Origin of the sequence: Mucilaginibacter aquariorum (genome assembly GCF_024498135.1) — a bacterium.
Lineage (GTDB): Bacteria > Bacteroidota > Bacteroidia > Sphingobacteriales > Sphingobacteriaceae > Mucilaginibacter > Mucilaginibacter aquariorum.
The window spans coordinates 2,423,962-2,445,564 of sequence record NZ_JANHOH010000001.1 but is presented as its reverse complement, the minus strand read 5'-3'; the positions used below and the strand labels follow the sequence as shown (position 1 = coordinate 2,445,564).

At 42.5% G+C, this 21,603-nt stretch carries 20 protein-coding genes; 10 read left to right on the top strand and 10 right to left on the bottom strand.

Annotated elements, in window-relative coordinates:
* Positions 1 to 36: 36 nt before the first annotated feature.
* The gene (locus NPE20_RS10715) at positions 37 to 2,376 is read right to left on the bottom strand and encodes a M1 family metallopeptidase (RefSeq protein ID WP_256538617.1); all 2,340 of its coding nucleotides are present in this window, start codon (positions 2,374 to 2,376) and stop codon (positions 37 to 39) included.
* Entirely contained in the window at positions 2,373 to 2,963 is a 591-nt protein-coding gene (locus tag NPE20_RS10710) for a HupE/UreJ family protein (RefSeq protein ID WP_256538616.1), read from the bottom strand. Before NPE20_RS10710 ends, NPE20_RS10715 begins: the two co-directional genes overlap by 4 nt.
* A gap of 66 nt (positions 2,964 to 3,029) precedes the next feature.
* Between NPE20_RS10710 and NPE20_RS10705 the strand changes: the two genes are divergently transcribed.
* Positions 3,030 to 3,503 carry a DUF6702 family protein gene (locus tag NPE20_RS10705; protein WP_256538615.1) on the top strand — a complete coding sequence of 158 codons (474 nt, stop codon included), beginning with the start codon at positions 3,030 to 3,032 and terminating at the stop codon, positions 3,501 to 3,503.
* A gap of 6 nt (positions 3,504 to 3,509) precedes the next feature.
* Here NPE20_RS10705 and NPE20_RS10700 read toward each other — a convergent pair whose 3' ends face one another.
* On the bottom strand, positions 3,510 to 4,823 hold the full coding sequence (locus NPE20_RS10700; RefSeq protein ID WP_256538614.1) for an IPT/TIG domain-containing protein: 1,314 nt from the start codon (positions 4,821 to 4,823) through the stop codon (positions 3,510 to 3,512).
* 141 nt (positions 4,824 to 4,964) lie between these two features.
* Between NPE20_RS10700 and galB the strand changes: the two genes are divergently transcribed.
* Positions 4,965 to 7,394 (top strand): beta-galactosidase GalB, encoded by a 2,430-nt coding sequence (gene galB / locus NPE20_RS10695; RefSeq protein WP_256538613.1) that lies wholly within the window; start codon positions 4,965 to 4,967, stop codon positions 7,392 to 7,394.
* A 279-nt stretch (positions 7,395 to 7,673) separates the two neighbouring features.
* Positions 7,674 to 8,984, top strand: a complete 1,311-nt coding sequence (locus NPE20_RS10690; RefSeq protein WP_256538612.1) for an amidohydrolase family protein — start codon at positions 7,674 to 7,676, stop codon at positions 8,982 to 8,984.
* Between the two features lie 319 nt (positions 8,985 to 9,303).
* Here the strand turns inward: NPE20_RS10690 and bshC are convergent, their stop codons facing one another.
* The 6 genes from bshC to rpmB form a co-directional block, all read right to left on the bottom strand.
* The gene (bshC, locus tag NPE20_RS10685; protein WP_256538611.1) at positions 9,304 to 10,914 is read right to left on the bottom strand and encodes a bacillithiol biosynthesis cysteine-adding enzyme BshC; all 1,611 of its coding nucleotides are present in this window, start codon (positions 10,912 to 10,914) and stop codon (positions 9,304 to 9,306) included.
* Between the two features lie 111 nt (positions 10,915 to 11,025).
* The gene (gene rimO, locus NPE20_RS10680; RefSeq protein WP_256538610.1) at positions 11,026 to 12,360 is read right to left on the bottom strand and encodes a 30S ribosomal protein S12 methylthiotransferase RimO; all 1,335 of its coding nucleotides are present in this window, start codon (positions 12,358 to 12,360) and stop codon (positions 11,026 to 11,028) included.
* Positions 12,361 to 12,415: 55 nt separating this feature from the next.
* Positions 12,416 to 13,378: a signal recognition particle-docking protein FtsY gene (ftsY, locus tag NPE20_RS10675; RefSeq protein ID WP_256538609.1), complete on the bottom strand. Its 963-nt coding sequence runs from the start codon at positions 13,376 to 13,378 to the stop codon at positions 12,416 to 12,418.
* A gap of 169 nt (positions 13,379 to 13,547) precedes the next feature.
* The gene (locus tag NPE20_RS10670; RefSeq protein WP_256538608.1) at positions 13,548 to 13,709 is read right to left on the bottom strand and encodes a DUF4295 domain-containing protein; all 162 of its coding nucleotides are present in this window, start codon (positions 13,707 to 13,709) and stop codon (positions 13,548 to 13,550) included.
* Between the two features lie 76 nt (positions 13,710 to 13,785).
* Complete coding sequence (gene rpmG, locus NPE20_RS10665; protein WP_121246452.1) at positions 13,786 to 13,968, bottom strand: 50S ribosomal protein L33; 183 nt, start codon at positions 13,966 to 13,968, stop codon at positions 13,786 to 13,788.
* A gap of 77 nt (positions 13,969 to 14,045) precedes the next feature.
* Complete coding sequence (gene rpmB / locus NPE20_RS10660) at positions 14,046 to 14,279, bottom strand: 50S ribosomal protein L28 (RefSeq protein ID WP_067063465.1); 234 nt, start codon at positions 14,277 to 14,279, stop codon at positions 14,046 to 14,048.
* 457 nt (positions 14,280 to 14,736) lie between these two features.
* On the opposite strand from rpmB, the gene acs reads away from it, so the two are divergent.
* From acs to NPE20_RS10645, 3 genes are read left to right on the top strand one after another with little or no spacing between them, the layout of a single operon-like run.
* Entirely contained in the window at positions 14,737 to 16,638 is a 1,902-nt protein-coding gene (gene acs, locus NPE20_RS10655) for an acetate--CoA ligase (protein ID WP_256538607.1), read from the top strand.
* A 14-nt stretch (positions 16,639 to 16,652) separates the two neighbouring features.
* Entirely contained in the window at positions 16,653 to 17,066 is a 414-nt protein-coding gene (locus tag NPE20_RS10650) for a hypothetical protein (protein ID WP_256538606.1), read from the top strand.
* A gap of 53 nt (positions 17,067 to 17,119) precedes the next feature.
* Positions 17,120 to 17,305, top strand: a complete 186-nt coding sequence (locus NPE20_RS10645; RefSeq protein WP_256538605.1) for a CsbD family protein — start codon at positions 17,120 to 17,122, stop codon at positions 17,303 to 17,305.
* A 219-nt stretch (positions 17,306 to 17,524) separates the two neighbouring features.
* Here NPE20_RS10645 and NPE20_RS10640 read toward each other — a convergent pair whose 3' ends face one another.
* Positions 17,525 to 18,025 carry a DinB family protein gene (locus NPE20_RS10640; protein WP_256538604.1) on the bottom strand — a complete coding sequence of 167 codons (501 nt, stop codon included), beginning with the start codon at positions 18,023 to 18,025 and terminating at the stop codon, positions 17,525 to 17,527.
* A 194-nt stretch (positions 18,026 to 18,219) separates the two neighbouring features.
* On the opposite strand from NPE20_RS10640, the gene NPE20_RS10635 reads away from it, so the two are divergent.
* Genes NPE20_RS10635 through lpxB form a run of 4 tightly spaced genes read left to right on the top strand, consistent with a single transcriptional unit; the run spans position 18,220 to position 21,561 of the window.
* On the top strand, positions 18,220 to 19,371 hold the full coding sequence (locus NPE20_RS10635) for an acyltransferase family protein (RefSeq protein ID WP_256538603.1): 1,152 nt from the start codon (positions 18,220 to 18,222) through the stop codon (positions 19,369 to 19,371).
* Positions 19,372 to 19,417: 46 nt separating this feature from the next.
* Complete coding sequence (surE, locus tag NPE20_RS10630) at positions 19,418 to 20,194, top strand: 5'/3'-nucleotidase SurE (protein WP_256538602.1); 777 nt, start codon at positions 19,418 to 19,420, stop codon at positions 20,192 to 20,194.
* Positions 20,187 to 20,447, top strand: a complete 261-nt coding sequence (locus NPE20_RS10625; RefSeq protein ID WP_256538601.1) for a hypothetical protein — start codon at positions 20,187 to 20,189, stop codon at positions 20,445 to 20,447. The genes surE and NPE20_RS10625 overlap by 8 nt, the downstream gene beginning before the upstream one ends.
* 1 nt (position 20,448) lies before the next feature.
* Positions 20,449 to 21,561, top strand: a complete 1,113-nt coding sequence (gene lpxB, locus NPE20_RS10620; RefSeq protein WP_256538600.1) for a lipid-A-disaccharide synthase — start codon at positions 20,449 to 20,451, stop codon at positions 21,559 to 21,561.
* Positions 21,562 to 21,603: the final 42 nt, after the last annotated feature.

Sequence of the window (21,603 nt, the reverse complement as noted above, 5' to 3'; positions counted from 1 at the left end):
CAAAAAGCCTCCCGACTGATGTTGGGAGGCTTTTTGTTATGGTGTTGTTTTTCTGGATTGCTGCATTGGGTTAGCCCCGCTGGTGGCACCCCTTGGCAGGGTTTGCTGTTTAAACAGCTCGAAGCGTGTTGGTGCCATTTCTCTTGGCCAGCTATTATTACTCTCGTCAATATCGGCGGTTTCGCGTTCAGGGTCGAGTTTAATAGAACGTACCTCTTTGGTTTTGGCAAACACCTTGGTTACCTTTTGCTCGTTATGGCGCCATATATAGGCCGATATCGTTTCGGTTTCCTTGCTGCCATCAGTATAGGTCCACTCAATAATTAATGGCGATACACAGCCACCACGGTTAGTAAGGCTTAGCTCGTAAAAGAAGTTTTTGGTATCGTATAGTTTCTTCTCATCCGGGCTTAAAGCGTTGTACATGGCCTGATAGCTTTGTGTGGTCATTGGGGTGGCGGCAAAGCGGTCCCACTTGCTATAAAAATCTTGCAGGGCGGTATCAGCCTCAACCGTAAATTTATCACCTGCGGCTTTATTGCGTTTAGTGCTGATGTTATCCAGGTTGCGGTCAAACTGTGCACGGTCGAACGTGGCTTCGTTTGCCGGGTTTTTAGTGTTAAGGCGATAGTATTTTACGCTATCCAGCGATATATCAACCGGGTCGGTTCCGTAGAACCAGCCGCGCCAAAACCAATCCAGATCAACAGCCGAAGCATCTTCCATGGTACGGAACAGATCGGCAGGGGTAGGGTGTTTAAATGCCCAGCGGTGTGCGTAGGTTTTAAAGGCGTAGTCGAATAATTCGCGGCCCATTACGGTTTCGCGCAGTATGTTTAATGCCGTTGCCGGTTTTGCATAGGCGTTGGGGCCAAAGCGGGTAATGTTCTCTGAGTTGGTCATTATGGGTTCCAACTCGTTCTTCGGCAGCTTCATGTAATCCACTATCTTATAAGCCGGGCCACGCTGTGATGGGTAGTTAGGATCCCATGACTGCTCGGCAAGGTACTGGCAAAAAGTGTTCAAGCCTTCGTCCATCCAGGTCCACTGGCGCTCATCAGAGTTTACTATCATCGGGAAAAAGTTGTGACCAACCTCGTGGATGATAACGCCTATCATCCCATTTTTTGTGGCCTCGCTGTATGTACCATCCTTTTCGGTACGGCCATAGTTAAAGCATATCATTGGGTACTCCATCCCGTTTGATGCTTCAACAGAAATAGCAACCGGGTATGGGTAAGGGAATGTTGTTTTAGAATAGCTACGCAGGGTATGAGCAACAACTTTGGTAGAATAACGACGATATAGGCCATAAGCCTCGGGGCCATAGTACGACATCGCCATCACTTTTTTGCCACCGTCTACACGGGTGCTCATGGCATCCCACACAATTCGTCGCGAGCTTACCCATGCAAAGTCACGTACATTCTCAGCGTGGAAGCTCCATGTTTTGCGGGCTGTTGAGTGGCCTTTCATTAGTTGTTTAACCTCGTTAAGGTTTACCACTTCAATGGGCTGGGTAGCGTTTTGTGCTTCGTTCCAACGTTTTAATTGCGCTGTTGTAAGGGTTTGCGCGTAGTTGCTGCACTGGCCTGTTCCACCTACTACATGGTCGGCAGGTACATTAATGTTTACTTTAAAATCGCCAAAGGCTAAGGCAAATTCACCGCGACCGGTAAATTGTTTATTTTGCCATCCCTGAAAATCGCTGTAAACAGCCATGCGCGGGTACCACTGTGCCATGGTATACAGGTAATTTCCATCCTCTGGAAAAAACTCGTAACCGCCACGGCCGCCAATTGTTAGCCTGTCGCTGATGTTATACCACCAGGTTACCTTAAAGCGGAACTTTTGGCCCGGTTGTAAGGTTGCAGGCAACTCTACCCGCATCATGGTTTGGTTAATAGTGTATTTAAGCGCGTTGCCGTTAACATCTTTAATGCTTACAATATGGTTACCCAGGTCAAGATCATGGCCCATTATACCTTGCAGCTGGCGCAAGCTCATTTTGCTTTGCATTTTGCTCTCGTCAAACTTTTGGTTCTCGGCATCTTTTTTATGCTCGTTCTCGTCAAGCTGTAACCAAAGGTAGGTAAGCGGGTCTGGCGAGTTATTGGTGTAGGTTATGGTTTCTACACCATCCAGGCGTTGTTTATCATCGTCTAATTTGGCAGTTATCTCGTAATCGGCTTTTTGCTGCCAATATTTTGGCCCCGGCGCACCAGATGCAGAGCGATACTCGTTGGGAGTGCTTAGCATGGTACCCAATTGCTCAAATTTGTTGCCGTGGTTAGATCCGGGGTTGTTTTCGTTTTGCGCTATTACAGCGTTTGAAAACAATAAGCAAGGTAAAAGGTAGTAGTAAAGTTTCTTCATTTAAATTTTATTAATACAAAACGTTCAATGCACATGATAAAAGCTATCCCAAATATAGCAGATGAAAGGAATAACACCCAATCGCGGCGGGGCGTTTTAAGTAATTTTATGATTACATAAGCCAAAATAAGTACCGATAATACAATTAGTACCTGCCCAAACTCTAACCCGATGTTAAAAGCGAACAATTCCGCAGTGATATTGGTGCTGGTGCCCAGCAAACTTTTCAGATAATTAGAGAAGCCCAGGCCGTGGATCAGCCCAAATATCAGCGCTAAAAAATAACTGAAGCGTACGGTTAACGCGGTTCTGTTTTTGCTGAGGATATTTACCAAACAGGTAAGCACTATGGTAACCGGTATTAGAAATTCGATAAGTGATGTGTTTACTTTTACTATGTTTAAAACGCTTAATGCCAGGGTAATAGAATGGCCGATTGTAAAAGCGGTTACCAGCACCAGTACTTTGCGCCAGTCGGCCAAAAGGTAGGTACCGCAAAGTACGGTAACAAATAAAATATGATCATAACCCTGCCAGTCGCAGATATGTTGCCAGCCCAGCTGGAAGTATAAACCAAAATCCTGCATCGTTATTAATTAGCGAATAACAATAAAAATATCGTTTTTTGCGTAAAGATATATTTTACAGGCAATATGCTGCAGCTATTCATCCTTTGGTTCGGGCTTTTTCACCCCTTTTATGTAAGCGTTACCGAGATAAACCACAACCCCAAAACACATACTGTTGAGGTAAGCTGCCGCATGTTTTATGATGACCTGGAACGAGTGCTGGAGAAAGATAACAAAGTCCCCCTGAACATTGTAAAGCCCGCCGATAAAGCCCAGCTGAACCGCTTTATAAACGAGTATGTAAAGAAACACCTGAGCATTAAGGCCGATGGCAAACTGCTAAATCTAAGTTACGTTGGGTACGAGATACAGGAAGATGGCGCCTGGGCTTATTTTGAAGTGAAAGGCATACCATCTGTAAAGAAAATTGATATACACGACGATTTGTTAAATGCCCAGCATGCCGAGCAAATAAATATGCTGCATGTAACCGTTGGCGGCCAGCGCAAAAGTACCAAACTTGATGCGCCCGATGCAGATACCAGTTTTAGCTTTTAGGGATAATTATTGCAGGCTTGCTTTTATAATTTGATTATAGCGAAGATCTGAAATATAGAAGTTGCCTTGGTTATCGGCAGTGATGGCAGGCCTGATTATCACGGCTGTTGCCTGGGGTTTTAAGCTGTTTACAGTTTTATTATTTACAGTCTTGTTTGGTAAAGCAGTAACTGCCGTAATTATGCCTGCAGAAGAAAGTTTAAAAATCTTACCATCTGAATTTAAAATGTATTTGTCACCTTTTTTATCAATGGTTATACCTTGCGGAGAAAAGTCAGCAAGGTTATCTGGATTATTAAATTTACTTATAGTGCCTGCGTTATCTATTTTAAGTACAACTCTATAAGGATCTGCAACGTAAATATTATTTTGATCATCAATAGCTATTGCGTGTGGAGATGATGTAATTCCATTGCCCTGAAAATAAGTAGTTACTTCCCCTGTCGCTGTTATTTTTCTTATGGCATTGTTTCCGGTATCGCATACATACAAGTCGCCATTTGCAGTTACAGCGATACCATTAAGTGAATTAAATTGGGCTAACTTTCCTGAAGCATTAACGTTGCCTTTTATTCCGCTGCCTGCAATAGTAGTTACAACACCATCAGGTGTTATTTTTCGGATAACATACCCACCGTTTTCAGCTACAAACAGGTTTCCGTTCTTATCAATGGCTATTGCCGAAGGATAGTTAAAGCTTGCAGCAGTACCCGTTCCATCTTTTGAACCCTTGGTTCCATTTCCGGCAAATGTTGATACAATTCCCTCTTTTGTTATCTTTCTAATCAGATTATTATCCTGATCAGCTACAAAAATATCTCCCAAGCTATTTGCAGCTAATCCGGTAGGGACGTTAAACGATGCGGATAATCCGTAGCCATTTGTAGCGCCATATGCACCGCTTCCGGCCCATACGAACTTTACTAAAGTGTAATTATAAGTAAATGATGGGCCTGTTGCTGATTTTTTACCGTTAGTAACTTTAACGGTGCCGGTACCTGCGCTCGATGGAACTGTAACCGTTAGTTGTGTAGTAGTTGCAGCAGTGATAGCCGCTTCTTTATTATTAAAAAACACTTTGTTTTTTTCAGCTACAGCATTAAACCCTGTGCCATTGATAAGTACGGTTTCATTATAGTGGCCTTCATTAATATTTAGCGAAGTTATAGTAACTTCATCCTGAACAGGGGTTACAGGTACTACGGGTATTATCGGGGTAACCGGTTCTGGTGCATCTTTTCTTTTTGAGCAACCTGTAAAGAATATATTTGATACTATTAAAGCGATAGTTAAAATGAATAGCTTTAAGGGGAATTTCATATAGGTTTGGCTATAATTGATTATAAAGATAATAAAAGGAATTAATACGGCCGGTTATAAACGGACTTAGTTTTTTAATACATAAAACTTTGCTTTGTGGCTGGTAATTGTATATTTGACACTTAAAATAAAATATACCTAATGCAATCTTTATCAGCTTTTTTAAAAACTGCAGCCGCTGTAATAGCTGTACTTTTTTGTAGTACAATATGTTTTGCACAACAAGCAAGAACTGTAGCCGATTTTGACAAAGGCTGGCGTTTCCATTTAGGCGATGTAAGCAATGCCGAAAAGATGACTACTGCGGATAAAAACTGGCGCATTTTAAATTTACCGCATGATTGGAGCATAGAAGGACAATTTAGCAAAGATAACCCCGCAACCCCCGAAGGTGGCGCCCTGCCGGGCGGGATAGGCTGGTACCGTAAAACGTTCACAGTTCCGGCCTCGGCAAAAAGCAAAAAGCTGTATATCGATTTTGATGGTGTATACCAACACAGCGATGTATGGATAAACGGGCATCACCTGGGTTTCAGGCCCAATGGGTACATCTCTTTCAGATACGAGCTTACGCCATACTTAAATTTTGGTAGGGCAAATGTAATTGCGGTTAAGGTAAATAATTCCGAACAGCCCAACTCGCGCTGGTACTCCGGCTCGGGTATTTACAGGAATGTGTGGCTGGTTACCACTAATAAAATTGCTATTGACCATTGGGGGACTTACATCACCACGCCACAGGTAAACAATGAATTTGCCGACGTAGCTGTTGAGGTAAAGATAAATAATGCCGCTGCTGCCAATGCCGGCGTCACCACCCGGGTTTATATTTATAATACCGATGGTAAATTAGTTTCGGGAGGCGGTACAGTCCCTCCGGCTACCAAACAGGGGGATACGGTGAGCATTTTAAAAACTACACTTAAGGTAAATAACCCGCATTTATGGTCGGTAGATGATCCTTATTTGTATAAAGTAGTAAGCAAGGTTTTTGACGGCGATAAGGTGGTTGATACCTACACCAATACTTTAGGCATCCGGTATTTTAATTTTGATGCCGATAAGGGCTTTTCGCTTAACGGCAAGCCTATGAAAATTTTGGGCGTTTGTGATCATCATGATCTGGGCAGCTTAGGCTCGGCCATAAACACCCGTGCATTAGAAAGGCAGCTGCAAATATTAAAAGCGATGGGTTGTAACGGCATCCGTACATCACATAACCCACCGGCGCCCGAGTTGCTTGATCTTTGCGACCGCATGGGCTTTATTGTGATGGATGAAGCCTTTGATATGTGGAAGATGCAAAAAACCAAGTATGATTATCATTTATACTGGGACGAATGGCATAAACGCGATCTGCAAGACCAATTGCTGCGCGACCGTAATCACCCATCGGTATTTGTATGGAGCATAGGTAACGAAATTGGGGAGCAATACAGCAAAACAGATACCGCAGGCAGGAACATAGCACGCGAACTGGCGGGTATAGTCCGCTCAATGGATAACAGGCCAATAACTTCGGCCAATAACGATCCCGGTACAGCCAATAACCTTATAGCCTCAGGAGCGCTCGACCTGATCGGGTATAATTACCATGAATTTGATTACGCTAAATTTCATGAGCGGTTTCCGGGTAAAAAGTTCATCGCTACCGAAACTACGTCTGGTTTAGAAACACGCGGATATTATGAGATGCCATCAGATAGTATACGGATCTGGCCCCCTCAATGGGATAAGCCATTGATAAGAGAAGGTAATAATGTATCTGCCTATGACAACACCAGGCCGACTTGGGGTTCAACTCATGAGGCTACCTGGAAGGTGATGAAAAAGTATGACCACCTATCTGGCATGTTTATCTGGACAGGTTTTGATTACCTGGGTGAGCCTACGCCTTACACCTGGCCGTCGCGCAGTTCTTATTTTGGCATAATAGATCTGGCCGGTTTTCCTAAAGATATCTATTACATGTACCAAAGCGAGTGGACAGCTAAGCCGGTGCTGCATATTTTCCCGCACTGGAACTGGGAGCCGGGCAAAATGATTGACATATGGGCATATTATAACAATGCAGATGAAGTTGAACTGTATCTGAACGGGAAATCTGTTGGGATTAAAAAGAAAACAGGCGATGACCTGCATGTAATGTGGCGATTAAAGTTTGAGCCGGGTACCTTAAAAGCCGTATCACGTAAAAATGGAAAAGTTGTATTAACCAAAGAGATAAAAACTGCAGGAGCACCTGCTAAAATTGAACTAACTGCTGATAGAAGCAATATTAAAGCTGATGGAAAAGACCTGTCGTTTATTACTGTTAGGGTTTTAGATAAAGATGGTAACCTTGTACCCAACGCCGCTAACCGTATCAAGTTTACGGTACTTGGCGGAACGCTTGTATCTGTTGATAACGGCAATCCGGTTAGTCACGACAGTTTTAGGGCAAATAATGTAAAGGCGTTCCATGGTTTGGCACTGGCTGTTGTAAAAGGGAGAGAAACGGTAGGAAGTATCAGAGTTACTGCTACAACAGCGGGGTTAAAGCCGGTTGTTGTTACATTGAATGCTAAATAAGGAAATTTAAGTCGCCGCAGGGTCTCACCTCGTGGCCCCTGCGATGCTTTGCATGTGGCGCAGGGTCTCTTCCAGAAGACCCTGCGAAGACAAAGCAATATGCAAGCAATGACCACTACTCCTGACACCGCTTTTACACAGGCAGTATTAAATCCACTAATTTTTCAATTAATTAACCTATTGAGCTCGTTTCTTTTACGGGTTTTATAATGCTTTGGCTATCGAATTTTTATATTAGCTTTTGTAAGTGCCTCGCATTACCAATACTTATAATTATATATGAAAAAAACAATTTTCCTCGCCCTGCTAATTCTTCCATACTTTTCCAAAGCGCAAATCAGCCATAAGTATCTCATTAAAACAGGTAAACTGTTTGATAGCGAAACGGGAACATTTAAAATCGGTTTGGATGTGTTGGTTGATGGCAGCAGGATAGAAGGCGTTAAGCCCGACAAGGACGTTACAGCCAATGAAAGGCAAGATCATCAGCTTATTGATCTTTCTAAATACACTATTTTGCCGGGTCTCATTGATTCACATACGCATCTGCTTTTTCGGGAAGAGTTACAGCCAGGCATGGACTTTTCGACCCTTTCTTTAGAAAAGGTCTTAACTCAGCAGGGGGATGCTTACCGGGCCATTTATGGGGCTGTAAGGGCCAAAGCCTATTTAGAGGCGGGCATCACTTCCGTGCAGGATTTGGGCAACTCGGGCAAATTTGCCGATATCGCTTTGCGCAAGGCTATTAATGATGGTTTGGTCATTGGGCCACGTATGAGATGTGCCGGGCAGGGACTGTCCAGCGAGGGCGGGCAACTGCCTGGGCTGATTTACCAGCATCGCGGTATCGCAAATGATGAATACCGGATAATAACCAGCCCTACCGACGCTATACAGGCAGTGCGTGAAAATGTCACTCAAGGGGTAAACGTGATAAAAATTTACTCCAACAATACACCTAACCGTACCGCACTTTCGGTTGACGAGATGCGGGCAATAGTTACCGAGGCGCATCGCTATCACCTTCGTGTAACTGCTCACGCTACTGATAATCAGGCCGTTTACAACGCTGTAATTGCCGGAGTCGACGGCATTGAACATGGCTATGACGTGGCGGACAGTACTCTTATTATGATGGCCAAAAAGAAAGTTATACTGGTGCCAACTGACGGCGACAGCACTATTTTCGCAAACTATGTAAAGATTGCCTACCCCGATGACAAAAACGCTGGGCCGCAAATAAAAAAAATGCTAAATGCCCAGGCCAGCCGGCTGCAACGCGCCCTCAAATATGGCGTTATAATAGCTGCTGGCTCTGACGATTACATTGACGTAAAGATGCCTTATGCGGCTTGGTCTAAACATACGCTCATTGGTTATCAAGAAGAAGGGGTGAGTATCCCACAAATCCTCCAATTTGCAACCATAAACGCAGCAAAGCAGCTTAATATGTCCGGCAAAATCGGCGCGCTCAAAATCGGCTTCCTTGCTGATATTATTGCAGTGGACAACAATATTGATACGGATATACACGCAATTTTGAATATCCATTTTGTAATGAAGGATGGGGTGGTATACGTGGGTAAGTAGTCATTTATTTTTTCGTCGCCGCAGGGTCTCACCTCGTGGACCCTGCGGCGACTTGCATATAGGGCGCAGACTCTCTTTCAGACGCCCCTGCGGGGACAAAGACTTTGCCGGGTTTGGATTTAATGGTGACGTTATTTTGTCAGTGCCTTATTTTTAAAATGCCTTATTATCAGTTGTTTAAACGTTAGAGATGGTGTTCACGGTCGTGAACGTGAACACTTGGCATGCCATTTACTAATAAATTGTCATCCTGAGCTTGTCGAAGGATTATACAGTTTGCTAATGGTTCGACACGCTCCATGACAAAGTGGTGAAGTTATTACTCCGTTAAAACTGTAAATTTAAAATCTAACGGTTCGAAGTTGCGGATAAGTTCGTCTATGAAAAGCTGTCCCCATTTTACGTAGCTCAAACCAAAGTTTTCGGAACGTTCCTGTAGACTGTTGTTGGGGAAAATATCTTTTTTAATCTGTTCTATCTGCTCCAGGCGAGTATGGTAATTGCGCTTTTCGGCCTTTACCATTTTCTTTTGCAGGTTATCCACGGCATGTTTTAAACGTGCCTGTATTGCCGCTGCAGATGGGGCAAGGGTGCTGTCAATTTTGTGCGAGCGCAGTTTTATTTTCTCAAAAACACGTTCCAGTTCGCGCCATTCCTCGGCCAGGGTAAGGTCGTGATCGCTGTGTTTTTTTACCCAGCTGTTTTTTATCTCGTCGGCACTTTTAAAGATCTCGGCAGGGGCAAGCTCCATGCTTTTTATTTTAGCCGCGGTTTCCTTACGGATAACAAGGCCGGAATTACGCAGTATCAGGATAGGGAAATCTACCTTATAAAAGTCGAAGTTTGATTTAAGTTCCAGCCAGTAAACCAGCTCGGCACCACCACCTACATAGGCAATATTTGGTAAAATACACTCCTGGTACAGCGGGCGCATTACCACATTAGGACTAAACCTTTCGGGCGCGGTTTTAATTTCCTGTTTCAGTTCAGCCTCGGTAAAGCTGATATCGGTATTCATTACGTTGTAGCGGTCGTTCTCAAAAACAAGGCGTTCGCGCAGGTTATCTTTCAGGTAAAAGAAGTTTATTTCGCGCGGGTTTACCTGTATGTGTACGCCAAGCTTTTGTAATTGCTCGTTAGCAGCGGTTATATTTTTAAAGCTGTTTTGCTGAATGATATCCTGCTCCATAATGGGCGCAAAAGATTCTTTGAGGCGATGGTCGTCAGCGTCGATAATAACCAGCCCGTAGCGGCCAAAAAGGGCATTCACCAGGTAGCGGGTAGCATCGGCAAGCTTATCAAATTTGGTGTAGGCGGTTTCTACCATTTCGCCAAGTTCTGACGAGTGGCCATCAATACCCAAAACACCTTTATATTGGTTTAGTGCCTGGCGCATGGTATCCGGATTTATCCGGCCTGTAGCACCTGATGCTTCATACCACCAATGTACTTTTTTACCACCAATGTTGGTGTAGTTTATCTCGGCAAAATCATGGTCTTCAGATGCCATCCAGTAAACGGGTACAAAATTTTTATCGGGGTGGGCGTCTTTTAGTTGCCTGCAAAGTTTTATAGCAGTAACTATCTTGTAGATAAAATATAAAGGGCCGGTAAAAATATTTAGCTGATGGCCGGTGGTTACGGTGTAGGTATCGGGTAGTTTAAGTAGCTCGATACGTTTACGAATGAAATCGGCAGCATCTAATTCGGGGATGCCGTTTTGCGAGATCCCAAAATATTGCTCTGTTAAAACCTGTGCTAATAAGTCGCGGTTGGCAATAACTTTTTTATGATTGAATAGTTCGGCAAAACCTTTAAGAGTGGGGCGGTGGCTATAAAATGACCGTAGCTCCGGAACATTTTCCAGATAATCAATAACCGTTTGGGAAAAATACCCCGTTTCTTTATAGTCAATACAGGCTGCGTCCATTTTTATTTACGATTGCAGATTTACGATCTTAGATTTTCCTAAACGCTTAATCTGAATGTCGAAATTAGATTTTAAAATCTTATTAGCAACATGCCGCCTGTAAAATTGGTTTTATTTTACAATTTGTCCATAAAGGTCAAAATCTTCGGCGCTGTTTATTTTAACGTTGACAAAAGTGCCCACGGCTGCATAATCAATAGCGGCGTCTATCAAGACCTCGTTATCTACCTCTGGTGAATCGTATTCGGTACGGCCAACAAAATAGCCGCCGTCTTTTTTATCAATAAGTACCTTATAGGTATTGCCTACCTTCTCCTGGTTCTTGTCGAAAGAGATGCCTTGCTGAATTTCCATTATAGCATCGGCGCGTTCCTGTTTTACTTCTTCGGGAACATCATCAACCAAAGTATGGGCGTGTGTTTTTTCCTCGTGCGAGTAAGTAAAGCAACCTAAACGGTCAAACTTCGTATCTTCAACCCACTGTGCCATTTCTTCAAAATCCTGTTGGGTTTCGCCGGGGTAACCGGTTATCAGCGTGGTACGCATGGCAATGTTTGGCACACGGTCGCGTATCTCATTAACCACGTCAATGGTTTTTTGCTTGGTTAAGCCACGGCGCATAGATTTTAGCATGTTATCTGTAATGTGCTGTAATGGCATATCCAGGTATTTGCAAATGTTATCGCGCTCGTTCATCACATCCAAAATTTCCATCGGGAAGCCCGAAGGGTAGGCGTATTGCATCCTTATCCACTCTACACCATTTACATCGCTTAAGCGGCGCAGCAACTCGTCTAAATTACGCTTGCCATAAAGGTCAAGACCGTAATAGGTCAAATCCTGTGCTATTAATATCAGCTCTTTTGTGCCGTTCTTAACAAGGCTTTCGGCATTCTTCACCAATTGATCAATCGGTGTGCTTACGTGTTTACCACGCATCAATGGGATGGCGCAGAACGAGCATGGACGGTTGCAACCTTCGGCAATTTTAAAATAAGCAAAGTGCGATGGGGTGGTTAATAAACGTTCGCCGATCAATTCGTGGCGATAATCGGCACCAATGCTATGCAGGATGTTTTGAAGGTCATTTGTGCCGAAATAAGCATCAATATTGGTGATTTCGGACTCTAATTCGGGCTTATAGCGCTCGCTTAAGCAACCGGTAACGATAACTTTGCCAACTTTACCCTGGTCTTTAAGCTCGCTGTATTGTAATATGGTATCTATTGATTCTTGCTTTGCATTATCAATAAAACCACAAGTGTTTATTACAATAATATCATCGCTGCGCATTTGCTGCGACTCATGTACCACATCAAAGGCGCTGCCTTTAAGCTGGCCCATGAGTACTTCACTATCGTAAATATTTTTTGAACAGCCTAAAGTAACCACGTTTACACGGGGTTTACTGGTTAGTATCGGCTTGCTAATTGTTTTTGTCCTCATTGCTTTTTCACTCGCGTCATTCTCTTATCCCTTGCAACGACGCTTTATTAATTTCTTATTTAAACAGGCTATCCACAAACGCTTGCCTGTCGAATAGTTGCAGGTGTTCCATGCCTTCGCCTACACCTATATATTTTACCGGTATTTTAAACTGGTCAGATATTCCTATCACTACACCGCCTTTTGCGGTGCCATCTAATTTGGTTAATGCCAATGCATTAACCGCGGTAGCTTCGGTGAATTGTTTGCATTGCTCAATAGCGTTTTGCCCGGTTGATGCATCCAGTACCAGCAAGATCTCGTGCGGTGCGCCGGGTACAACCTTTTGCATCACATTTTTGATCTTGGTTAACTCGTTCATTAAACCAACCTTATTATGTAAACGGCCAGCAGTGTCAATAATTGCTACATCGTCGCCATTGGCTACGGCCGATCGCAGGGTATCGTAAGCTACAGATGCCGGGTCGCTGCCCATGGGTTGTGCTATCACCTTTACATCAACACGTTTGCCCCAAAGCTGTAGCTGATCTACCGCCGCAGCACGAAAGGTATCGGCAGCGCCTAATACTACCTTGTTGCCGGCTTGTTTTAATTTGTGGGCCAGTTTGCCTATGGTAGTGGTTTTACCCACTCCGTTAACGCCGACAACCATGATAACGTAAGGCTTATGATCGCCGTACTCAAAGTTCTGGAAATCGTTGCTGTTGTTTTCGGCAAGCAGATGCTGTATCTCGTCCTTTAAAAGCTTATTAAGTTCTGATGTGTTAACGTATTTATCTTTGGCAGCACGGGCTTGTATACGTTCGATGATCTTTAGGGTGGTGCTTACACCAACGTCAGACGTTACCAGCACTTCTTCCAGGTCATCCAGCACATCATCATCAACGGTGCTTTTACCGGCAATTACTTTGGTTATCTTGGAGAAGAAATTGTCTTTTGTTTTTTCCAGGCCGGTATCAAGCGCCTGCTGTTCCTGCTGTGTGGTTTCCTTTTTCTTGAAAAAATCAAATAATCCCATAAGTTAGATGTGCAGATTTTAAATGTGCAGATATGCAAATTAACAATTCTAACCGGGATGCTTAAATATTAGATGTCATTAGCACATCATTATATCAGCACATCCGCCAGTAACAAAAAAAGCCCTCTCGTTATCAACAAGACGGCTTTTATATTTTTATCAAAAGTAATTACAGTTTACCTGCAATAGCATCTTTAATGAAATCGTTAGCAACGATCTGCTCTTTGAATGAGTAAGCACCTGTACGTGGTGATTTATTCATTGTTATTACTTTTGAAAACTCTTTTCCTTTACCCGCTACTTTCAGGGTTGCAACTACTTTCTTTGCCATGTTGTTATGTTTTATAAGTTGTGCTTACAATTATGCTGATATAAATCATGCATAATCTACAGCAATCAAGCTTAGATTATTTAATCTCTTTGTGTAAAGTTACTTTTCTTAAAACCGGGTTGAATTTTTTCATTTCCAGTCTTTCGGTAGTGTTCTTTTTGTTTTTGGTGGTAATATAACGAGACATACCCGGCATGCCGCTGGTTTTATGCTCTGTGCATTCTAAAATTACCTGAACCCTGTTGCCTTTCTTAGCCATTTTCTTTTATGTTTTGAGTTGCCTGCCAATTGTTAAGATATCACATCTTTAACTGTAGCCCCAACAATCTATTAATATTAAATAGAGCCTTTTTTAACAAACTTGTTGATACAAGCTGTAATACCGTTTTTGGTGATAGTTTTAAGTGCTGAAGTAGATACTTTTAGAGTGATCCATTTATCTTCTTCAGGGATATAAAACCTTTTAAGTTTTAAGTTTGGATAAAACTTGCGTTTAGTTTTAACGTTTGAGTTAGAAACGTTAAAGCCATTCATGTAGCCTTTTCCTGTTAAATCACAAATTCTTGACATGACAAATATTTTTTAATTCTCGTTCTTTTCCTAAAAAGAGTTTGCAAATATCAGATTTTTAACTGAGATAGACAACAGTGTTTTTAAAATATTTCAAAAATCTTTTTTTGTAGACGAAAAGATGTTTTTTAATTGAAATAATGCCATTTGCCGAGCTCTTTTATTTATCGATAAATGGGCAAGCATCACAAACAATACACTCATTAGCATAGCCATAAAAAGGCTTATGCCGGAAAATAGCGCTAAAAATGAGCCTATAACGATACCGATGGGAAAGTAAATTTCTAAAAAGTATTTTTTCACTATGTAAAACTACAAATATCTAAGCAAAAGCCATGTTGTATTTTTTCGGACACGCCATAGTAATTAAATACTTTTTAAAATACTTTAAAAAGATGAAATTTAATACGCAGATTACGCATAAATTACTAATTTACGCCACCATTTATATACTACCATGCAAGTTAAATCATTTGAAGAATACCAGCAGGTGTACCGCAAAAGCGTTGAACAACCTGAACAATTTTGGGAAGACATTGCCAATAATTTTTTATGGAGAAAGAAGTGGGACAAGGTTTTAGACTGGAACTTTAAAGAACCAAAAATAGAATGGTTCAAGGGAGCCAAACTTAATATTACTGAGAACTGCCTTGACCGCCATTTAGAAAAGAACGGTGATACCCCCGCAATTATCTGGGAACCGAATAATCCGTCAGAGAACCACCGTGTTTTAACATACCGCCAATTGCATAGTAAAGTTTGTCAGTTTGCCAACGTATTGAAAAACAATGGCGCAAAAAAAGGCGACCGCATTTGTATATATATGCCTATGGTGCCGGAACTGGCTATTGCAGTTTTGGCCTGCGCCCGGATAGGCGCAATTCACTCGGTGGTATTTGGTGGTTTTTCGGCGCAATCAATTGCCGATAGGATAAAGGATGCCGAATGTAATATTGTGATTACTGCCGATGGCAGCTTCCGTGGTACAAAAGAAGTGCCGCTGAAATCAATTATTGACGACGCGCTGGTGCAGTGCCCGTCTATTAAAAGGGTTATTGTACTTACCCGCAGCCGTACGCCGGTATCTATGATAAAAGGCCGCGATGTATGGTGGGAAGATGAAGTGCAAAAAGTAGAAACACAAGGAAATATAGAATGCCCTGCCGAAGAAATGGATGCAGAGGATATGCTGTTCATACTGTATACCTCGGGTTCTACAGGCAAGCCAAAAGGTGTTGTACATACTTGTGGCGGTTACATGGTCTATACCGGTTATACCTTCAGTAACGCGTTCCAATACCAACCGGGCGAGGTTTATTTTTGTACGGCAGATATTGGCTGGATAACCGGCCACTCCTACATCGCTTACGGGCCGTTGAGCCAGGGTGCTACTACGGTATTGTTTGAAGGCATCCCTACCTGGCCAAATGCAGGCCGTTTGTGGGATATTGTAGAAAAGTTTAAGGTTAATATATTATATACCGCCCCAACCGCCATCCGCTCGCTGATGAGCTTTGGCGATGATGTGGTGAAGGGAAAAGATTTTAGCTCATTAACAAAACTCGGCTCGGTAGGTGAGCCACTTAACGAAGAAGCATGGCACTGGTTCGACGAAAAGATAGGTAAAGGGAATTGCCCTATTGTTGATACCTGGTGGCAAACCGAAACCGGTGGTTTCATGATATCGCCAATTGCTAATATTACGCCTTTAAAGCCAGGGTACGCAACCTTGCCACTGCCGGGCGTGCAGCCTGTACTTATTGACGATACAGGTAAAGAGGTAGAAGGAAATGGCGTTAACGGCAACCTTTGCATCAAGTTCCCTTGGCCGGGTATGCTACGTACCACTTATGGCGATCATGAACGGTGCCGCCAAACCTATTTCGCCACTTATCCAAACCTGTATTTTACAGGCGATGGCTGCCTGCGCGATGAGGATGGTTACTACCGCATTACCGGCCGTGTAGATGATGTGCTGAATGTATCAGGCCATCGTATAGGTACGGCCGAGGTAGAGAATGCCATTAATATGCACAGCAGCGTGGTAGAAAGTGCCGTGGTAGGTTACCCGCACGATATTAAGGGCCAGGGCGTTTACGCGTTTGTGGTATGCCCCAACTTGCATGATGACCCTGAGCTTACCAAGAAAGATATTATGATGACGGTATCGCGCATTATTGGCGCCATTGCCCGCCCTGATAAGGTTCAGTTTGTAAGCGGCCTGCCCAAAACACGCTCGGGTAAAATTATGCGAAGGATCTTAAGAAAAATAGCCGAAGGCGATACCTCTAATTTGGGCGATACCTCTACCTTACTTGACCCTGCTATAGTAGATGAGATTAAGGAAGGGGCACTTTAGAGCTAAGGCACAAGATGGAAATAGACCTTACAAATTCTGAGTTATTTAAAAGTTTTGCGGAATTTGAACTCGAGGACTTACACATCGATTTACATAATGAATTTGATTGTGACGCTATTGATTTTTCAAGTTCTAAAAAGCAATTAACGCTTTCGTTTAAACCTAACAAGTATTGTAAAAGTGAGCTTAAAGGCGTCGAAGTAGTTTTTGACGGTTGCACTATCGAACGTTATTGCTCCAAATTAGATACAACAAACACGGATTCTGGTACGCTTGATATAATGTATAGGGGAAAATTTGAGATAGGTAACGGCGAATTAGGAGAGATATCACCTGCCGGACTTTATTATTACTATATAAACTTTTTGCCTGATGCAGACTTTGAGCTTTTTGCAAGAAGTGTTAAAGCGAAAGTTAATTTAATCTAAACTAAGAACACTTTGACTTGTTAATCTTATACATCTAAATAGGAGAACAAATCATGGACAAATTAGAATTAAAGGGCGGTTGGAACGAGCTGAAAGGGAAAATAAAACAAGCTTACGGCGATTTAACCGATGACGATCTGGCCCACGAAGAAGGCAAGGACGACGAAACACTTGGCCGCCTGCAACAAAAAACGGGTAAAACCCGTGAAGAACTTGTAGACTGGATAAACAGTTTGTAAAAGAAAGGCCTCGGTTAACGAGGCCTTTCTTTTATTCCGTTTTGTCATCCTTCACTGTCGTTACCCATGACAATTTTAGTAAATGGCGTGAGAAGTGTTCACGTTCATGGCCGTGAACACCATTGTGAACTCATAAATAACTGATAATGAATAATTTAAAAAATACTATACTGACGAAATAACGTCACCATTAAATCCAACCCTGCGTTAACAAAATATTCAATTGATATTTGAACTGATATTTTTTAGCTGATGGATATGCCTTTGAGTATGAACGGTAATAAAGCCAATCCATTCCATACGGGTAAATTCGCCAAAGCCCGGTATGGCATAATCCAGGCAGATCTTTGTCAGATCTTTATTGATAATTACCTCCCGTAAAGATGCAATTCTTGTTTTTAACGAGGTGAGCAGGTTGCCTTTGTTTATATCATCATTTGTTGGAAGGATTTCTTTTGGCGATTGCATTTTTATACTGAAATCTAAAAACAGCTTGTTTACCTCTCCCAATTTTTCATCGGGTACGCGATCTGTTGCCTTTACATTCCCATTTAAAACACCAGTTGCATCATACGATTTACAAAGATGATCGCCTACCTGACCCGCTGTCCAGCTGTTTTCAAAAGGAACCTTATTTAGTTGTTCCTGGGTAAGCGGGGTAAGTAATCCAATTAGCTCATCTGTCGTTTTATCAAAACGGTTTAAAATTTCGTCTTTCATAGCATTTATAAGTTTAATTACCTTTATCAATCATGTACAATACAAAGCTATAGCCATAACACAACTATTTAGGGGTGGTATAATGACAATCTAAGGGGGCGATTGCGCCAAAAATGCGCTATGTGAGACCCTACCACGACAAAAAGAGGAATAGAATAAAATTTACACTATTTTTATACCATACCCCAACCATAATGCCTAACTCAGAATCGCAACCTGCACTTATCCAGCCCAAAGCAAAAATAAACTACATCGATCACCTAAAGGTGGTGCTTACCATGCTGGTTATTTTGCATCATACTTTTATAGCATACGGTGCGCCGGGCGGCTGGTACTATTCGCAGAAAACAACCATAGCAGGAGCCATCGTCCCCATGACAGCGTTTGTATCTGTTAACCAGGCTTTTTTTATGGGTTTTTTCTTTTTCCTGTCGGCATTGTTTGTCCCCTCATCATACGATAAAAAAGGCCCTGTGAAATTTATCACCGACAGGCTCGTCAGGTTAGGGATCCCCTTACTGTTCTATTCGTTCGTACTGTCGCCGGTTTTAAGTTTTATACCCTACAAATGGGCCGAAGGACAGAATATCACCTACCTGCAATACCTGGGCGGTTTTCACCCCTGGGTAGATTTTGGTGTACTTTGGTTTGTTGCCGCCCTGCTGGTTTTTACGCTGTTGTATGTATTATACAGAGTAGCTGTAACGCCTTTAGCCAAAGTGGTTAAATTACCCACGGTTACCACCATCCTGCTTTTCGCGGTGATTATCGGGCTGATAAGTTTTACGGTCCGCATCGTTTTCCCGGTAGGGTGGGTGCTTAAACCGCTGGGCTTTCAGTTGGGGCATTTTCCACAGTATATCGCCTTATTTATTTTAGGTTTGATAGCCGCCAGAAGCAAATGGCTGAATGATGTTAAATATGAGCCGGGTAAACTCATGCGCACAATGGCTATTTGCCTTGTTGTAATTGGCTTTCCACTTTTTTTTGTGGTAGAAACCGTTTTGAATTTTCCGGGTGATTGGTTTATCGGTGGTATACACTGGCAATCGGCGTGGTATGCCATCTGGGAACAATTGGTTGGGTTTACTATTATAACCGCCTTGCTTTGCATAGGTAAACACAGATGGAACAAACCCTCAGTTTTTCTAAATGATCTATCGCGCAGCACATTTGCGGTATATATTTTCCATCCTTTGGTGGTCATATCCTTAACCGTTGCGCTAAGCGGCTGGGCTTTAGAGCCGGCCTTGAAATTATTAATAGTGGCGCCTTTAGCTGTGGCCGGTAGCTTTTTGTTAGGGTTGATATTAGTTAAAATTCCGGGTGTAAATAAGATTATTTAATACAATTCTGAAGGAAGCTTAATTCAATTATAGCTATTTTTGCCCCATGACAAAAGCTAAGCAACCCACCATATTGGTAGTAAATGATGATGGTATAACCGCACCAGGTATTAAAGCCCTGATGCATACCATGAAAGAGATTGGCAGGGTGGTTGTTGTAGCGCCGGATAGTCCGCAATCTGGAATGGGGCATGCTATTACCATTGGTAAACCCCTGCGTTTAGATAAGGTTGATGTTTACGAGGGTATTGAGATGTATAGCTGCAGTGGTACTCCGGTAGATTGTGTAAAGCTGGCTGTTAACAGTGTTCTTAAAGGGGTAAAACCAGATCTGTGTGTATCGGGCATTAATCATGGATTGAATAATTCTATTAATGTGCTGTACTCCGGTACTATGTCGGCTGCTGTTGAGGGAGCTATAGAAAATATCCCATCAATAGGGTTTTCGTTAGATGATTATACACTGCAGGCCGATTTTGATCCTTGTCAAAAGTATGTGAAAGAGCTTGCCTTGCAGGTTTTGGCAAACGGCTTGCCGGGTGGTACTGTATTAAATGTTAACTTCCCGGCAGGGGATAAAATAAAAGGCCTAAAAATATGCCGCCAGGCCAATGCCAAATGGGCCGAAGAATTTGATATGCGTTTTGACCCATATAAACGGCCGTACTATTGGTTAACTGGCGTTTTTCAAAATAATGATAATGGCGAGGACACTGATGTTTGGGCGCTTGAGCATAATTATGCATCGGTTGTGCCGGTTCAGTTTGATATGACCGCCCACCACGCTATACCCGTTTTAAATACCTGGACGTTTAATGTTTAAGAAGAATAACCTTTATTTGGGGATACTATACGGCTGCGTAATTCCTGCTATTGCCTGGTTGGTATTCTCCTTGTTGTTAAAAAACAGCTCCTTTTTGGATAAGCCGGCAGCGCCGTACCTGATAGCTATTGGGTTAAACCTGATATTGTTAAGGTTTTCGGCGAAAGCATATCTTGATAAAACATCAAACGGAATAATGATAGCTACATTTGCCTGTACATTATTGGTGTTTGTATTTAAAATGCATACTTAAGATGAAGTATTACCTGGTAGCGGGCGAAGCTTCGGGCGATTTGCATGGAGCAAGCCTGATGAAAGCTTTAAAAGAACTGGACGGCAACGCCGACTTCCGTTTTTTTGGCGGCGACCTGATGCAGGCCGAAGGTGGTACATTGGTAAAACACTATGCCGATATGGCCTTTATGGGTTTTGTAGAGGTGGTGATCAACCTGAACACTATCCTTAAAAATCTTAAAATATGTAAGCAGGATATTGTGGCCTATAAGCCTGATGTATTAATACTGATAGATTTTCCGGGGTTTAACTTAAAGATAGCAGAGTTTGCCAAAACTCAGGGTTTACAGGTTTACTATTATATATCGCCAAAGGTTTGGGCCTGGAACCAAAAACGTGTCCTAAAAATTAAACGCATTGTTGATCACCTGTTTTGTATCCTGCCCTTCGAGGTAGATTTTTACAGAAGCTGGGGTATGAAGATAGATTACGTTGGCAACCCGCTGCTGGATGCCGTTGATGCTTTTAAGCCCGATGCCAATTTCCTTGCAAATAATAACCTAACTGATAAAAAGATAGTAGCGCTGTTGCCGGGTAGCCGTAAGCAGGAGATAAGCCGCTTGCTGCCCGAGATGTTGGGGGCTATGCATAAGTTTCCGCATCATCAGTTTGTGATAGCAGGTGCGCCGTCGTTTAATACTACGTATTATAACCAATACCTCGGCGATAAAGCCATCCCCGTAATATTTAATGCCACTTACGATATTTTGGCCAACGCACAGGCTGCTGTTGTAGCATCGGGCACGGCCACACTGGAGACCGCCTTATTTGATGTGCCGCAGGTAGTAGTATATAAAGGTAATGCGGTAACCATTGGTATTGCGCGTATGTTGGTGAAAATAAAATTCATATCGTTGGTTAACCTGATCATGGATAAGTTGGTAGTAAAGGAACTTATACAGGAAGATTGCACATCAGTAAAAATAAATGAAGAACTGAATAACCTGTTGCATAACGAACACCTGAGGCAACAAATGCTTGCTGATTATGATGTGCTTGATGAAAAGATGGGCACTCCCGGCGCATCAGCCAAAACAGCAAAACTCATAGTAAAATATGCTTCAAAAAAATAAGACCTGCTAATTATAGCGGGCCTTATTTTTCTCAAAAGGTGT

Bases quoted from the DNA above. Each gene is read 5' to 3' on its own strand.
- NPE20_RS10715 (WP_256538617.1), bottom strand. From the start codon at position 2,376: ATGAAGAAACTTTACTACTACCTTTTACCTTGCTTATTGTTTTCAAAC.
- NPE20_RS10710 (WP_256538616.1), bottom strand. From the start codon at position 2,963: ATGCAGGATTTTGGTTTATACTTCCAGCTGGGCTGGCAACATATCTGC.
- NPE20_RS10705 (WP_256538615.1), top strand. From the start codon at position 3,030: ATGCTGCAGCTATTCATCCTTTGGTTCGGGCTTTTTCACCCCTTTTAT.
- NPE20_RS10700 (WP_256538614.1), bottom strand. From the start codon at position 4,823: ATGAAATTCCCCTTAAAGCTATTCATTTTAACTATCGCTTTAATAGTA.
- galB (WP_256538613.1), top strand. From the start codon at position 4,965: ATGCAATCTTTATCAGCTTTTTTAAAAACTGCAGCCGCTGTAATAGCT.
- NPE20_RS10690 (WP_256538612.1), top strand. From the start codon at position 7,674: ATGAAAAAAACAATTTTCCTCGCCCTGCTAATTCTTCCATACTTTTCC.
- bshC (WP_256538611.1), bottom strand. From the start codon at position 10,914: ATGGACGCAGCCTGTATTGACTATAAAGAAACGGGGTATTTTTCCCAA.
- rimO (WP_256538610.1), bottom strand. From the start codon at position 12,360: ATGAGGACAAAAACAATTAGCAAGCCGATACTAACCAGTAAACCCCGT.
- ftsY (WP_256538609.1), bottom strand. From the start codon at position 13,378: ATGGGATTATTTGATTTTTTCAAGAAAAAGGAAACCACACAGCAGGAA.
- NPE20_RS10670 (WP_256538608.1), bottom strand. From the start codon at position 13,709: ATGGCAAAGAAAGTAGTTGCAACCCTGAAAGTAGCGGGTAAAGGAAAA.
- rpmG (WP_121246452.1), bottom strand. From the start codon at position 13,968: ATGGCTAAGAAAGGCAACAGGGTTCAGGTAATTTTAGAATGCACAGAG.
- rpmB (WP_067063465.1), bottom strand. From the start codon at position 14,279: ATGTCAAGAATTTGTGATTTAACAGGAAAAGGCTACATGAATGGCTTT.
- acs (WP_256538607.1), top strand. From the start codon at position 14,737: ATGCAAGTTAAATCATTTGAAGAATACCAGCAGGTGTACCGCAAAAGC.
- NPE20_RS10650 (WP_256538606.1), top strand. From the start codon at position 16,653: ATGGAAATAGACCTTACAAATTCTGAGTTATTTAAAAGTTTTGCGGAA.
- NPE20_RS10645 (WP_256538605.1), top strand. From the start codon at position 17,120: ATGGACAAATTAGAATTAAAGGGCGGTTGGAACGAGCTGAAAGGGAAA.
- NPE20_RS10640 (WP_256538604.1), bottom strand. From the start codon at position 18,025: ATGAAAGACGAAATTTTAAACCGTTTTGATAAAACGACAGATGAGCTA.
- NPE20_RS10635 (WP_256538603.1), top strand. From the start codon at position 18,220: ATGCCTAACTCAGAATCGCAACCTGCACTTATCCAGCCCAAAGCAAAA.
- surE (WP_256538602.1), top strand. From the start codon at position 19,418: ATGACAAAAGCTAAGCAACCCACCATATTGGTAGTAAATGATGATGGT.
- NPE20_RS10625 (WP_256538601.1), top strand. From the start codon at position 20,187: ATGTTTAAGAAGAATAACCTTTATTTGGGGATACTATACGGCTGCGTA.
- lpxB (WP_256538600.1), top strand. From the start codon at position 20,449: ATGAAGTATTACCTGGTAGCGGGCGAAGCTTCGGGCGATTTGCATGGA.